The following is a 13,584-nucleotide window of genomic DNA, read 5'->3' as shown; positions in this document are numbered from 1 at the left end:
CTTAGACCGGCGGTCCGATGTTTGTTTTCAGGTTCTTCATCACCAACGTTGATGTGAGGCGCTCCACCGCGGGAAGTGCCGCGAGCTCGTCGTCGTAGAAGCGCTGATAGGCCGGTAGGTCGGCGGCAATGACCTTCAGCAAGTAGTCCGGGGAGCCGAAGAGCCGCTGGGCTTCCACGATGTTGGGGCTGGCAGTCACACGCTCCTCAAACTCGGCCATGATGGTGCGTTCCACCTGCTTGAGGGTGACAAACACAATCGCTTCGAAGCCCAGCCCCACCGCAGCAGGATCGATATCGGCACGGTAGCCGCGGATCACCCCCGTTGACTCCAAATCGCGGAGCCGACGATGGCATGGAGCTACGGTCAACCCCACCTGCGAAGCAAGAGCAGTGGCAGTCATTCGGCCATCCTCTTTGAGGTGGCGCAAAATACTTCTGTCAATTCCGTCGATCACGCAATTATCTTACCCAAATCGGCTGATTCAGGGCTAAATCAGGGAACACTTATGGGCCAATTTTCCCTAGAGTTTTCCTACCAACTAACTCTGGAGAGATCGTGAATCCGCAGCTGTTCCTCGCCTTCATCCTGGTGGCCGTCAGCTTGGCGTGCACCCCCGGCGTGGACTGGGCATACTCGATTTCCGCCGGACTCCGCCAACGCAGTTTTGTCCCGGCGGTGGCCGGTCTTTGCAGCGGCTACGTGGTCCATACGTTGTTAATGGTTGCGGGACTCGCGGCCCTTTTGGCAGGAGTACCCGGGCTACTGGGCTGGCTGACTATTGCCGGAGCAGCCTACTTACTGTGGCTCGGCATCGGCACCATCCGCTCGTGGCGAGGCGCGACCTTCAGTGCGGAAGCCGGCGTCGTGCATTCCGGGAACCAGCTCCGCACCTTCTTTCAGGGCATGGGCACCAGCGGCATCAATCCCAAGGGCCTGCTGTTCTTCGTGGCGCTGGTTCCGCAGTTTGTCAGTCCCGAGGCAGCACTGCCCGTTCCGGTCCAGTCAGGCTTGTTGGGCCTGACCTTCGTGATCCTCGCCGGTATGGTCTACACGGCTGTCGCGTTGACCTCCCGGAAGCTTCTTGCTTCCCGGCCCGGCGCCGCCCGGGTGGTAACGCTGGTCAGCGGGATCATCATGATCGGGCTGGGGACGGCGCTGTTGTTGGAGCAACTCCTTCCGCTTCTACCGCATATATAACTGGCACGCAGTTAGGCAGCAAGCAGCTCGTCCAGGCGTTCATATCCTTCGATCACGCCGTAGTTCATCCCTGTGGCCAGAGCCATGTCCCGCGCTTCAACCGACGGATAGACCTCGTGCGCCGACATCCGGGTTTTGCCACCGATTTCCTCGAAGGTGGTGGTGCTGACGCCTACCTGGTTGGGGGCACCTTCAAACTCAAACGTCATGATGATCAGCGAGTCGGATTCGACGGTGTGGAAGACGCCGCGGAAGCCATACATCCCACTATCGTCACCGCTCTCGTAGCGCCAACTGCCGCCAGTGGTTGCGTTATACTCGGTAACTTTCGTCACCGAATTACGCGGGCCCAGCCACTTTGCCAGGAGGTCCGGATCAACGTGGGCCTTGAAAACTGCACTGACCGGGGCATCGAATTCGCGGACTGTGTCGACGAACGGGACGCCATCGTCGGCGGTGATTGTTGTTGGGTTGCTCATTTCAGTTCCTCTTTCTTCTTTGCTGGTGTGTTTTCTTGTTCTTGATGGGAGACGCCGGCGCCCAGCAGCTCGTCCAGCTGCCGGAACCGGGACTCGGCGATCAGCCGATACTGATCGATCCAGGCCGTCAATCGCTCCAAGGCTGCCGCATCCAAATGGACAGGCCGACGTTGGGCGTCACGGGAACGGGTTACCAACCCCGCATGTTCCAGGACTTGAATGTGCTTGGACACCGCCTGCTTAGTGATGGCGAATGGTTCCGCGAGTTCGTTGACAGTGGCGTCCCCCCGGGAGAGCCGGGCGACCATTGCCCGCCTCACCGGATCCGCCAGGGCCATGAAGGCCCTGTCCAAGGTGTCGGGACCCAAAGCATCTCCTTCCACTGGCGCAACCAACCTCCCATAATCAACCAAACTATTGATCAACTGTTTGGTTGATCACAACCGTACGCCTCCGCACAGGAGTGCACAAGGGTGCTTTATTCGCCGCCCAGCTGCCTGAAGTCGTTCTCCCAAAGACGGCGCATCTCAGCGTCCTTACGGATGACTTCCATCGTCTCCAGCTCGGCGGGCGGGGCCGGCCGTTTGGAACGCGGAGTAAGGGTGCGGCGCCCTTGGTCCAGCGCGAGCAACGCCCTATCCGTCAAGGCATCATTCTTCAATGCCAGGTTGGTTTTTCGACGCCGCAGGACTTCCTTCAACGCAACCTGGGCGGACTCGAAATCGCCCCTTGCCCGCTGGGACCGCGCCCGGATCAGCAACAGCGCAGCGGAAAGGTCGTCCGTGTTCAGCAAACCCTCGGTCCAGAGCACGACGTCGCGGTGGCGCTCCAACGAATAGGCCGCTGTGCAGCGCGCCAACGCAGAAGGCAACGACGGCGGCAGACTCACCACTGCTTCCAACGCCGACTCGGTCATCCCCATTTCCCGGAGGCAGTGGGACAACGCCAGGAACACGGATTCCTCGCTGAACAGGACCGGAACCTCGATACGTTCGGCCACCTCAACCTTGGTGACCACCTGCCCAAGGTACGTAGCCGAGAACTGGCTGGCGTCGTCGTCGATCCTTGTTGTTAGGCCGCGCTGCAGCAGTTCGGACGCCCGTAAGTAGCCTCCATGCTTGTAAGCCAGCAAACCCGCCATGACGTGGCACAAGCCCGCCCACCCCGGATACATCCGGCCGAAGGCAAGGAGGCGATCCGGCTCCGTTGAGGAAAAAACGGCCTCGTGCATCGCCTTCGCTGTCTTGGAGGACAACATCTTCAGACGCGGAACATTACCCACAACGGACAGTCTCGCGTGGTCACGGCCGCTCAGGACACCGGAAAGCACGTCATTCACGCCGTCGGCCAGGCCACGGACCGGGGTGCGGACGTAGCCTTCGCGGAAAGGCGTGAGATCGCGGGTGTCGTGGAAGATCGTGTGCACACGTCCGTTCGGAGCTTGGCTCATGAATCCATGCTAACCGCCGCTGAACTGGGCACATCCCCTGCTATCGGAGGCATTTCAGGAGTATTATGGCGGCGTCGGCAAGGTTTTGCGACACCCTTGCCGCAAGTCGGCTCTCCATGAGAAGAGCCGGTTAATCGCGTGAAAAGGGAGGACTGATGACCACCGCTTCGCACCCCGCCGAACACCACCACATGATGGGGTTGACGCTTCGCAACACCGCCATGGGCGTTGGCATTGTATTTCTGCTGGTAGGCATCCTGGGCTTCATCCCGGGAATCACCACCAATTACGGCGCCATGACCTTCGCGGGACATGAATCCGGCGCCATGCTGCTTGGAGTCTTCCAAGTGTCCATACTCCACAACATCGTTCACCTGCTGTTTGGCGTGGCCGGCTTGGCCATGGCAAGGAACGCACGCATGGCCCGCCTGTTCCTCCTGGGCGGCGGCGCCGTGTACATCGTTCTTTGGATCTACGGCCTGGTCATCAACCAGGAAACAGCCGCCAACTTCGTCCCGTTCAATACGGCTGACAACTGGCTGCACCTGATCCTCGGCGTTGCCATGATCGGCCTGGGCGCCTGGCTGGGCAGGGATGCCATGGACGAAACAACCACAGCGCGACGGAAGATGTAGGCCCTTCCGCACACCTTGTGAACTAACGACGGCGACCGCCTCCTTTGAGGGGGCGGCCGCCGTTTTGCTTCCCGCCGAGATGCCACTTAATGACAATGTTCGCGCTCGTAATTGTCATCTAATGCCATCTCGGCGGAGGTTTGGGGGGCTATCCGAGAAGCTTGTGCTCATAAGCGAACGACACGAGCTGCAGACGAGTCCCAACCCCAAGCTTGGTGAGGACACTGCGCAGATGCGTCTTGACCGTAGCTTCGGACACGAAAAGGCTGCCGGCCATTGCACTGTTGCTCAAACCCTTGGCCGCCAAAAGAAAGACGTCCCGCTCCCGCGCAGACAATGGATCCAAGACAGATAGATCCGGACCTGCAACGGGCACCGCCCGGGCCGCGTGCTGAAACAGGTCATGCGCTGATCCGGGCGCGATGACCGAGTACCCGGAATATACAGTCCTGATTGCCGCCAACAGGAACTCCGGCTCTGCACTTTTGAGCAGATATCCGCTTGCTCCTGCCTGAACTGCTTCCACTACAGCTTGGTCGCGATTGAACGTGGTCGCATCAACCACGCATGTCTCGCAGATACGGCAATGTTCTCCAAAGCGTCCAGGACGGGCTTAGGCTTCTTCGCGCAAACACCCCGACGCACTCTCACGTTCCTAGCCCTTGGCCCCATCGCTCTGCCACTTGGGCAAGGGAGGCTCGACGTCGGCACTCAACGTGGCATCGACGTCTGGTTTTGCTTCGTGGCGGTCAGTACGTCCGTTCGCCCGTGCCCCGCGAGCTGGAACGGACGGGCCCCGCGGATCCGATGTGAGAGGGACCGGGCCAAACCCGAGGGATGTGAGAGAGCGACGGAGGGGGTCGGGCTATCCGGCAGCGCGCGTCTAAGCGAGGTACGAGCGAGCGCACCGAGGATGGCGCCACCGCCGGAAGATGGCAGAGGCAGGGAGCGGGAAGCCTAGAGGACCTTGCGGATGGTCTCTTCGAAGCTGACTACGTGGTGCAGGGCGAGCTCGGCAGCGCGGTCTTCGTCGCCGTCGGCTATGGCAGTGAGGAGGTCGGCGTGCTCGGAGATGTGGCCGGACACGGAGGGCATCTTCTCAAGCATGTGGCACCAGATGCGGGTGGCGAGGTTGTCGTACCGAATCAGGACGTCTTCGAGGTGGGCATTGGCGGAGGCCTTGTAGATGAGCCGGTGGACCTGGATGTCATATCGCATGAGTTCCTGGGACGAGGTGTCCTGGCCTTCAAGATCACGGATTGCAGCAGCGACGGCGCGCAGCTCCGAACGCATGGCGGGACTGGCCATACGGGCAGCCTTCTTGGAGGCCAGGGGTTCCAGCAACTCACGGATCTCTGAGACTTCGGCGAGCTGGGTAATGTCCACACCGGTGGCGAACGTGCCGCGCCTCGGATACGAGACCACCAGGTGATCGCTTTCGAGTCGCTTGATGGCTTCCCGGACAGGAGTGCGCCCGATCCCCAGCTCGGCGGCGATTTGGCCGTCGTTGATGGGGTCGCCGGGTTTCACGTCCAGCATGATGAGCCTGTCGCGCAGCAGCAGGTAGGCGTTCTCCGCCAGGGACGTACCCTGCGGAGCTGATTCCAGTGCTTCCAATGCAGCGCTCATTGCTCTCTCCCGTCGTCGTGCTTCAGTCTGCTGGATGAGTTACCGCAGACCTGTTGACGACCATGTGATCTTCAACATACTATGGCAATAGTTCTAATATATCAGTTGCCTAACAGTCGGCCACTAGACAAGCTTTGAAGGAGAACACCATGGTTGAACCGCTGATCCGCCCGCTCGCCCAGGCGGACCCGGAGGTCGATCAGGCGATCGCCCAGGAACTCATCCGCCAGCAGTCGACGCTGGAAATGATCGCCTCCGAGAACTTCGCCCCAACGGCCGTCATGGAAGCCCAGGGATCGGTGCTGACCAATAAGTACGCCGAGGGCTACCCGGGCAAGCGCTACTACGGCGGCTGCGAACACGTTGATGTGATCGAGCAGCTGGCCATTGACCGCTTGAAGTCCCTGTTCGGCGCAGAGTTCGCCAACGTTCAGCCCCACTCCGGAGCCCAGGCAAACGCCTCGGCCATGCATGCGCTGATCACCCCGGGCGACACCATCATGGGCCTGAACCTCGCCCACGGCGGACACCTGACCCACGGTATGCGCATCAACTTCTCGGGCAAGCTGTACAAAGTTGTCCCCTACGGCGTCCGCGAGGACACCCACACCGTGGACATGGCTGAAGTTGAACGCCTCGCCCTCGAGAGCAAGCCGCAGCTGATCGTCGCCGGCTGGTCCGCTTACTCCCGCCAGCTGGACTTCGCCGAATTCCGCCGCATCGCGGACCTGGTGGGCGCCTACCTCATGGTGGACATGGCCCACTTCGCGGGTCTCGTCGCCGCAGGTCTCCACCCCAGCCCGGTGCCTCACGCCCACATCGTCACCAGCACAACACACAAGACCCTCGGCGGTCCCCGCGGTGGCGTGATCCTGACCAACGACGCCGACATCGCCAAGAAGGTGAACTCCGCCGTCTTCCCCGGCCAGCAAGGTGGTCCGCTGGAGCACGTCATCGCCGCCAAGGCCGTTGCCTTCAAGATGGCCGCCGAGCCGGAATTCCAGGAACGCCAGGTCCGCGTTCTCGAGGGTTCAAAGATCCTTGCGCAGCGACTTCTCCAAGAAGACGTAGCTGCAGCCGGCATCTCGGTTGTCAGCGGCGGAACAGACGTCCACTTGGTCCTGGCCGACCTCCGTCATTCAGTCCTCAACGGCCAGCAGGCCGAAGACACGCTGCACCGCATCGGCATCACGGTCAACCGCAACGCCGTCCCCTTCGACCCCCGCCCTCCGATGGTCTCATCCGGCCTGCGTATCGGCACCCCCGCGCTCGCCGCCCGCGGTTTTGGCGCCGAGGACTTCACCGAGGTCTCGGACATCATCGCGACGGCGTTGATCGCCGCAGCGAACAGCGGCACCGACGCAAGCGGCACCGAAGGTGACGTCACTCTGGACGATGCCACCGCCGTCGAACTCCGCAGCCGTGTGACCGCGCTGGCGGAGAAGTTCCCGCTCTACCAGCACCTTTCCAACAACGGCAATGGCGCCGCAACCGAAGCAGAACTGATTGGAGCAGCCCAGTGAGTGCAGACCACCTCCCCGAACACCCGGACTTCCTCTGGCGCAACCCGGAACCGAAGAAAAGCTACGACGCCGTGATTGTGGGCGGCGGCGGGCACGGCCTGGCCACCGCGTACTTCCTGGCGAAGAACCACGGCATGACCAACATCGCCATCCTGGAAAAGGGCTGGCTGGCCGGTGGAAACATGGCCCGCAACACCACCATCATCCGCTCCAACTACCTATGGGACGAGAGCGCTGCCATTTATGAGCACGCCCTCAAGCTCTGGGAGATCCTCCCGGAAGAGCTGGAGTACGACTTCCTGTTCAGCCAGCGTGGTGTCATGAACCTGGCCCACACCTTGGGTGACGTCCGCGAAAGCGTTCGCCGCGTGGGCGCCAACCGTCTCAATGGCGTGGACGCTGAGTGGTTGGACCCGCAGCAGGTCAAGGAACTCTGCCCCATCCTGAACATCAGCGACAACATTCGCTACCCGGTCATGGGCGCCACGTACCAGCCGCGTGCAGGCATCGCCAAGCACGACCACGTTGCGTGGGCCTTCGCCCGCAAGTGCGATGAACTCGGTGTGGACATCATCCAAAACTGTGAAGTCACCGGCTTCATCAAGGACGGCAACCGCGTCACCGGCGTCAAGACCACCCGCGGCAATATCAACACCGAAAAGGTGGGCCTCTGCGCCGCTGGCCACAGCTCGGTACTGGCAGAAATGGCCGGCTTCCGGCTGCCGATCCAGTCGCACCCGCTCCAGGCGCTGGTGTCCGAACTGCACGAGCCTGTCCACCCCACTGTGGTGATGTCCAACCACGTCCACGTGTATGTCTCCCAGGCCCACAAGGGCGAACTGGTGATGGGGGCCGGCGTCGACTCCTACAACGGCTACGGCCAGCGCGGTTCGTTCCACGTCATCGAGGAGCAGATGGCAGCAGCCGTGGAGCTCTTCCCGATCTTCGCACGGGCCCACGTGCTCCGGACTTGGGGCGGCATTGTGGACACAACCTTGGATGCCTCGCCGATCGTCGGCCTTTCCCCGGTGGAGAACATGTTCGTCAACTGTGGTTGGGGCACCGGCGGGTTCAAGGGCACCCCTGCAGCGGGCCTGACCTTCGCGCACACCATTGCCACGGGCGCACCGCACAAGCTGAACAAGCCCTTCGCACTGGAACGGTTCGAGACCGGCGCCCTGATCGACGAACACGGCGCCGCAGCCGTGGCCCACTAGCCAGCACAGGACAGGAAAGACATGCTCCTCATTTCATGCCCCAACTGCGGGCCACGCGACGAAACCGAATTCCACTACGGCGGCCAGGCACACATCGCCTACCCGGAGAACCCCAACGACCTCACCGACCGCGAATGGGCTGAGTACCTGTTCTACCGCGAGAACACCAAGGGCACCTTCGCCGAGCGCTGGGTCCACAGCACCGGCTGTCGCCAGTGGTTCAACATGCTCCGCGACACCGTGAGCTACGAGATCCACTCCATCTACGCGATGGGCCAGCCCCGCCCGGATCTCGCAAAGAGCAAGGCAACAGGAACAGGCGAAAGCCCGAAGAGCGAACCGGCCCAGCCAGGCGAGTTCGCCCAAGCCGGAACTTCGGCCAGGCCGGCGAGCCAGGCCTCGCACCAGGCGCCGCAACAACAGGCGCCACAACACCCACCTCCTCGGAAGGAGTCTAGAAGTGACCAGCAAGAACGCACGCCTCGCCACCGGCGGACGCATCGATCGCAGCATCTCTTGGCGCTTCACCGTGGACGGTCAGGAATTCACTGGTCACCCGGGTGACACCATCGCTTCGGCGCTGCTGGCCAACGGCCACATCAACGCCGGCAACTCCCTCTATGAGGACCGCCCCCGCGGCATCATGGCAGCCGGCGTGGAAGAGTCCAACGCCTTGGTCAAGATCGCTCCCCGCTTCCGCGGACACGTAGCCGAATCCATGCTTCCCGCCACCGCAGTGTCGTTGGTGGACGGCATGAACATTGAGCTCCTGTCCGGCCTGGGCAAACTGGATCCCAACGAGGACAAGGCCGAGTACGACAAGAAGTACGTCCACACGGACGTCCTGGTGGTCGGCGGCGGTCTTGCCGGTTTGGCAGCGGCCCGCGAAGCTGTGCGCACCGGTGCCCGCGTCATCCTGATCGACGACCAGCCCGAACTCGGCGGTTCACTGCTCTCCGGCTCAACGGCCGAAGGCCTGCAGGAAACCATCGAAGGCAAGCCAGCCCTGGAATGGGTTGCCGACGTGGAAGCCGAGCTGGTTTCCGCCGCCGAATGCACGGTGCTGAACCGCACCACGGCGTTCGGCTCCTATGACTCGAACTACTTCATCGCAGCCCAGAACCGCACGGATCACCTGACCGTTCCGGCCGCTTCGGGTGTCTCGCGCCAGCGTATCTGGCACATCCGCGCGCAGCAGGTTGTCCTGGCACCGGGTGCCCACGAGCGTCCGTTGGTGTTCGAGAACAACGACCGTCCGGGCATCATGCTCGCCTCGGCCGCCCGCACCTACCTGAACCGTTACGCCGTGGCAGCGGGTTCGCGAGTGGTCATCAGCACCACCAACGACTCCGCTTACGCTCTTGCCGCGGACCTGAAGGCAGCAGGCGTGGCGGTTGCCGCCGTCGTCGATGCCCGTCCGCAGATCAGCGCGAAGGCCGCCGCCGCCGTAGAGTCCGGTATCCGGGTCCTAATCGGAAGTGCCGTGGCTGACACTTCCGCAGACGAGAACGGCCGCCTGAACGGCGTCACCATCCGCAGTATTAACGACGACGGCGAACTCACCTCGGGCGTCGAACAGCTGGCTGCCGACCTGCTCGCTGTTTCCGGCGGCTGGAGCCCGGTGGTCCACCTCCACAGCCAACGCCAAGGCAAGCTCCGTTGGGACGACGAGCTCGCCGCTTTCATTCCCACCGCTCCTGTAAGGGACCAGCACGTTGTGGGCGCAGGCCGTGGCAGCTACGAACTCCAAGACTGCCTGACAGAGGGCATCTCGGCCGGAGCGGCAGCGTCAATCGCGGCTGGTTTTGAGTCCGCAACCACCCCGATAGAACTACAGGCACCCGTGGCCAGCGCACCGAGCCGCCAGCTCTGGCTGGTTCCGGGCCAGAGCGGTGAGCCCGGCGAATGGCACCACCACTTCGTTGACTTCCAGCGCGACCAGTCAGTGGCCGACGTCCTCCGCTCCACCGGAGCCGGCATGCGGTCCGTGGAACACGTCAAGCGGTACACCTCCATCAGCACGGCCAACGATCAAGGCAAGACGTCCGGCGTCAACGCTATCGGCGTCATCGCCGCAGCGCTGAAGTTTGGCGGCGCCGAGTCGATTCCCGGCGTCGGCGAGATTGGCACCACGGCCTATCGTGCACCGTTCACGCCCGTGGCCTTCGCAGCCTTGGCCGGCCGCCAGCGCGGCGAGTTGTTCGACCCCGCCCGCGTGACCTCCATCCACCCGTGGCACGTTGCCCACGGCGCACTGTTCGAAGATGTTGGACAGTGGAAGCGCCCCTGGTACTACCCGCAGGGCAGCGAAGACATGGACACGGCAGTCCTCCGTGAATGCGCAGCGGTCCGCGATTCCGTGGGCTTCATGGACGCTACCACGCTGGGCAAGATCGAGATCCGTGGCAAGGATGCCGGCGAATTCCTGAACCGCGTCTACACCAACGCATTCAAGAAGCTCGCCCCGGGATCCGCCCGCTACGGTGTCATGTGCACCCTGGACGGCATGATCTTCGACGACGGCGTGACCCTTCGCCTGGACGATGACCGCTACTTCATGACCACCACCACCGGCGGCGCTGCCAAGGTGCTGGACTGGCTCGAAGAGTGGCACCAGACGGAGTGGCCGGAACTCGATGTGGTCTGCACGTCCGTGACGGAACAGTGGAGCACCATCGCCGTCGTCGGCCCGAAGTCCCGCGCCGTGATCGCCAAGGTCGCTCCCCAGCTCGCCGTGGATGGCGGGCTGGATGCCGAAGCCTTTCCGTTCATGACCTTCCGCGAGACCACGTTGGCATCCGGAGTGCAGGCTCGCGTCTGCCGCATCTCCTTCTCCGGCGAACTGGCCTACGAAATCAACATCCCGTCCTGGTACGGACTCAACACCTGGGAAGCCGTTGCCGCCGCGGGTGCCGAGTTCAACATCACCCCGTACGGCACCGAAACCATGCACGTGCTCCGCGCCGAAAAGGGCTACCCGATTGTTGGGCAGGACACCGACGGTACGGTCACCCCGCAGGACGCCGGAATGGACTGGATCGTCTCCAAGGCCAAGGACTTCATCGGCAAGCGCTCCTACCTCCGTGAGGACGCCAGCCGCGAGGACCGCAAGCACTTGGTCAGCGTCCTTCCCGTGGACCACTCGCTGCGCTTGCCGGAAGGCACGCAGCTGGTGGAAAAGGGCATCCCGGTCAACCCGGCCTACGGACCCGTCCCCATGGAGGGCTTCGTGACCTCCAGCTACCACAGCGCCGCACTGGGCCGTTCCTTCGCCCTGGCACTCATTCAAAATGGCCGCAACCGCATCGGCGAGACCCTCGTGGCCTCGCTGGGAGACCAATTGGTGGACGTGGTTGTTGGCGAAACCGTACTTTTCGATGCTGAAGGGACCCGCAAAGATGGCTGAAACAGCAACACCAGCAGAAACCGCACACGTCGACCGCGTCCGGGGCGCCCGCCGCAGCCCGGCCGAGCACCTCGCTGACGCCTTCACCTCCGGCTCCGTGCCGGGGACGGTGACGCTCACCGAAATCCCTTACCAAACCATGGTGGGCGTCCGGGTTAACCCAGCGTCCGACGCCGGTGCCCGGGTTGCGTCCGTGACCGGCGGTTTGCCTGCCGCTTGCGGTGAGGTAACGGGCGGCGTGGCTTCAGGCCAGGAGTCCGTGAACACGCTGTGGCTTGGCCCCACCGAGTTCCTGGTGGTTGCACCGGAGGAAGCCCATGATTCATTGGGCGGATCCTTGGTCAGCGATCTGACCTCGGCCCTGGGCGGCGACGCAGGCCAGGTGGTGGACCTGTCCGCCAACCGCACCACGTTCGAGCTCTCCGGCAGCCACGCCCGAGCGGTGCTCGAAAAGACGTGCTCCTTGGACCTCCACCCCCGGGTGTTCAAGGCCGGTACGGCTGTCTCCACCGAACTGGCCCACATCCCCGTGATGCTCTGGAAGGCCTCAGACGAGTCCTACCGGATCTTTCCCCGGGCCTCGTTTGCCGACTTCCTGGGACGCTGGCTCCTCGACGCCATGCGGGAGTACGCCTCCCCTGAGGTCCCCTAATGGCACTGAGTGTGCTTGACCTGTTTTCTGTTGGCATCGGGCCGTCGTCCTCACACACGGTCGGCCCGATGCGCGCGGCAAAGCAGTTCACGGACGGTCTCGAATCGTCCGGCCAGCTTTCGGCCACGGTGCGCGTCCAGGCTGAGCTCTTCGGCTCCCTGGGCGCCACCGGCCGGGGCCACGGCTCAGACAAGGCCGTGGTGCTGGGGCTGCAAGGCCACTCCCCCGAAACCGTGGACACCGCCACGGCTGACGATCAGGTAGCTGCCGCGGCACTCGACGCCGAGCTGCGCTTGGGCGGCGACCACCGGGTGGACTTCAACTGGGATGAGGACGTGGTCCTCCACCGCCGCAAGTCGCTTCCGGCCCACCCCAACGGCATGACGTTCCGGGCGCTTGACCACACGGGAAGCGTGCTCCGCGAGCGCAGTTACTATTCCATCGGCGGTGGCTTCGTGGTGGACGGGGACGCCTCCGGCACCGACAAGGTGGTGGCGGACGACACCGTCCTTCCCTACCCTTTCACCACCGCCGACGAGCTGCTGGCCATCTGTGTCCGTGAAGGCAAGTCCATCTCGGACATCATGCTGGCCAACGAACTCGTGTGGCGCCCAGAGGAAGAGCTGCGCGAGCGGCTGCTGGCAATCTGGGCTGTCATGCAGGAATGCGTGGACAACGGCTGCTCTGCCGAGGGAATCCTGCCGGGAGGCCTGAAGGTCAGGCGACGGGCGCCGTCGTTGTATAAGACGCTGGCCGCCACAGACGCCGAACTCAACGGAAAAGGCTCACCGGACCCACTCCTCGCCATGGAATGGGTGAACCTGTTCGCCTTGGCTGTGAACGAGGAGAACGCCGCGGGCGGCAGGATCGTCACCGCGCCAACTAACGGTGCCGCCGGAATTGTCCCGGCAGTGCTGCACTATTACACAAAGTTTGTTCCGGGAGCCAACGACGACGGTGTCGTGCGCTTCCTGCTGACGGCGGCCGCCGTCGGAATCCTGTTCAAAATCAATGCTTCCATCTCAGGTGCCGAGGTGGGCTGCCAAGGTGAGGTGGGTTCTGCCTGCTCCATGGCCGCCGCCGGTCTCTGCGAAGTCCTCTGCGGAACGCCCGAACAAGTGGAAAATGCCGCCGAAGTGGGCATCGAGCACAACCTGGGCCTCACCTGCGATCCCGTGGGCGGACTGGTGCAAATCCCTTGCATCGAGCGCAACGCGATCGCCAGCGTCAAGGCCATCAACGCCGCCCGCCTTGCCCTGCACGGCGATGGCAGCCACAAAGTGTCCCTGGACAAAGCCATCAAGACCATGCGCGAAACAGGCGCAGACATGAAATCCAAATACAAGGAGACCTCCCGTGGAGGCCTCGCCGTCAACGTAGTGGAGTGCTAGCC

Annotated in this window: 13 protein-coding genes and 1 pseudogene; 8 read left to right on the top strand and 6 right to left on the bottom strand. The window is 63.1% G+C overall.

Annotated features, from left to right (window positions below):
* Position 1: 1 nt before the first annotated feature.
* Positions 2-457 carry an Lrp/AsnC family transcriptional regulator gene (locus AC0J5Z_RS03875; protein WP_475037559.1) on the bottom strand — a complete coding sequence of 152 codons (456 nt, stop codon included), beginning with the start codon at positions 455-457 and terminating at the stop codon, positions 2-4.
* Positions 458-558: 101 nt separating this feature from the next.
* Here AC0J5Z_RS03875 and AC0J5Z_RS03870 point away from each other — a divergent pair, with 101 nt between their 5' ends.
* Positions 559-1,200 (top strand): LysE family translocator, encoded by a 642-nt coding sequence (locus AC0J5Z_RS03870; protein ID WP_475037558.1) that lies wholly within the window; start codon positions 559-561, stop codon positions 1,198-1,200.
* An 11-nt stretch (positions 1,201-1,211) separates the two neighbouring features.
* On the opposite strand, the gene AC0J5Z_RS03865 is transcribed toward AC0J5Z_RS03870, so the two are convergent.
* From AC0J5Z_RS03865 to AC0J5Z_RS03855, 3 genes are all read right to left on the bottom strand, one after another.
* Positions 1,212-1,679 carry an SRPBCC family protein gene (locus AC0J5Z_RS03865; RefSeq protein WP_475037557.1) on the bottom strand — a complete coding sequence of 156 codons (468 nt, stop codon included), beginning with the start codon at positions 1,677-1,679 and terminating at the stop codon, positions 1,212-1,214.
* Positions 1,676-2,017 carry an ArsR/SmtB family transcription factor gene (locus AC0J5Z_RS03860; protein ID WP_475039526.1) on the bottom strand — a complete coding sequence of 114 codons (342 nt, stop codon included), beginning with the start codon at positions 2,015-2,017 and terminating at the stop codon, positions 1,676-1,678. The genes AC0J5Z_RS03865 and AC0J5Z_RS03860 overlap by 4 nt, the downstream gene beginning before the upstream one ends.
* A 140-nt stretch (positions 2,018-2,157) precedes the next feature.
* On the bottom strand, positions 2,158-3,129 hold the full coding sequence (locus AC0J5Z_RS03855) for a hypothetical protein (protein ID WP_475037556.1): 972 nt from the start codon (positions 3,127-3,129) through the stop codon (positions 2,158-2,160).
* 155 nt (positions 3,130-3,284) lie between these two features.
* On the opposite strand from AC0J5Z_RS03855, the gene AC0J5Z_RS03850 reads away from it, so the two are divergent.
* Positions 3,285-3,764 (top strand): DUF4383 domain-containing protein, encoded by a 480-nt coding sequence (locus AC0J5Z_RS03850; protein WP_475037555.1) that lies wholly within the window; start codon positions 3,285-3,287, stop codon positions 3,762-3,764.
* 148 nt (positions 3,765-3,912) lie between these two features.
* Here the strand turns inward: AC0J5Z_RS03850 and AC0J5Z_RS03845 are convergent, their stop codons facing one another.
* On the bottom strand, positions 3,913-4,329 hold the full coding sequence (locus AC0J5Z_RS03845; RefSeq protein WP_475037554.1) for a LuxR C-terminal-related transcriptional regulator: 417 nt from the start codon (positions 4,327-4,329) through the stop codon (positions 3,913-3,915).
* A 392-nt stretch (positions 4,330-4,721) separates the two neighbouring features.
* On the bottom strand, positions 4,722-5,393 hold the full coding sequence (locus AC0J5Z_RS03840; protein WP_475037553.1) for a GntR family transcriptional regulator: 672 nt from the start codon (positions 5,391-5,393) through the stop codon (positions 4,722-4,724).
* 149 nt (positions 5,394-5,542) lie between these two features.
* Here AC0J5Z_RS03840 and glyA point away from each other — a divergent pair, with 149 nt between their 5' ends.
* The 6 genes and pseudogenes from glyA to AC0J5Z_RS03810 all read left to right on the top strand — a co-directional run bounded on the left by glyA (position 5,543) and on the right by AC0J5Z_RS03810 (position 13,582).
* The gene (gene glyA / locus AC0J5Z_RS03835; RefSeq protein ID WP_475037552.1) at positions 5,543-6,916 is read left to right on the top strand and encodes a serine hydroxymethyltransferase; all 1,374 of its coding nucleotides are present in this window, start codon (positions 5,543-5,545) and stop codon (positions 6,914-6,916) included.
* Complete coding sequence (locus AC0J5Z_RS03830; RefSeq protein ID WP_475037551.1) at positions 6,913-8,133, top strand: sarcosine oxidase subunit beta family protein; 1,221 nt, start codon at positions 6,913-6,915, stop codon at positions 8,131-8,133. Before glyA ends, AC0J5Z_RS03830 begins: the two co-directional genes overlap by 4 nt.
* Positions 8,134-8,154: 21 nt before the next feature.
* Positions 8,155-8,591, top strand: a pseudogene (locus AC0J5Z_RS03825) (sarcosine oxidase subunit delta).
* Positions 8,592-8,593: 2 nt separating this feature from the next.
* The gene (locus AC0J5Z_RS03820) at positions 8,594-11,539 is read left to right on the top strand and encodes a sarcosine oxidase subunit alpha family protein (protein WP_475037550.1); all 2,946 of its coding nucleotides are present in this window, start codon (positions 8,594-8,596) and stop codon (positions 11,537-11,539) included.
* Positions 11,532-12,191 (top strand): sarcosine oxidase subunit gamma, encoded by a 660-nt coding sequence (locus AC0J5Z_RS03815; protein WP_475037549.1) that lies wholly within the window; start codon positions 11,532-11,534, stop codon positions 12,189-12,191. Before AC0J5Z_RS03820 ends, AC0J5Z_RS03815 begins: the two co-directional genes overlap by 8 nt.
* A complete protein-coding gene (locus tag AC0J5Z_RS03810; RefSeq protein WP_475037548.1) occupies positions 12,191-13,582 on the top strand; it encodes an L-serine ammonia-lyase in 1,392 nt (463 codons plus the stop codon). The genes AC0J5Z_RS03815 and AC0J5Z_RS03810 overlap by 1 nt, the downstream gene beginning before the upstream one ends.
* The last annotated feature ends 2 nt before the right edge of the window (positions 13,583-13,584 follow it).

It is taken from the genome of Paenarthrobacter sp. TRD_SC_7 (assembly GCF_056156245.1).
This window is presented reverse-complemented; position numbering and strand designations above follow the sequence as displayed.

Coding starts and splice junctions, on each gene's coding strand:
- AC0J5Z_RS03865 (WP_475037557.1), bottom strand. CDS start 1,679: ATGAGCAACCCAACAACAATCACCGCCGACGATGGCGTCCCGTTCGTC.
- AC0J5Z_RS03860 (WP_475039526.1), bottom strand. CDS start 2,017: ATGGCCCTGGCGGATCCGGTGAGGCGGGCAATGGTCGCCCGGCTCTCC.
- AC0J5Z_RS03855 (WP_475037556.1), bottom strand. CDS start 3,129: ATGAGCCAAGCTCCGAACGGACGTGTGCACACGATCTTCCACGACACC.
- AC0J5Z_RS03850 (WP_475037555.1), top strand. CDS start 3,285: ATGACCACCGCTTCGCACCCCGCCGAACACCACCACATGATGGGGTTG.
- AC0J5Z_RS03840 (WP_475037553.1), bottom strand. CDS start 5,393: ATGAGCGCTGCATTGGAAGCACTGGAATCAGCTCCGCAGGGTACGTCC.
- glyA (WP_475037552.1), top strand. CDS start 5,543: ATGGTTGAACCGCTGATCCGCCCGCTCGCCCAGGCGGACCCGGAGGTC.
- AC0J5Z_RS03815 (WP_475037549.1), top strand. CDS start 11,532: ATGGCTGAAACAGCAACACCAGCAGAAACCGCACACGTCGACCGCGTC.
- AC0J5Z_RS03810 (WP_475037548.1), top strand. CDS start 12,191: ATGGCACTGAGTGTGCTTGACCTGTTTTCTGTTGGCATCGGGCCGTCG.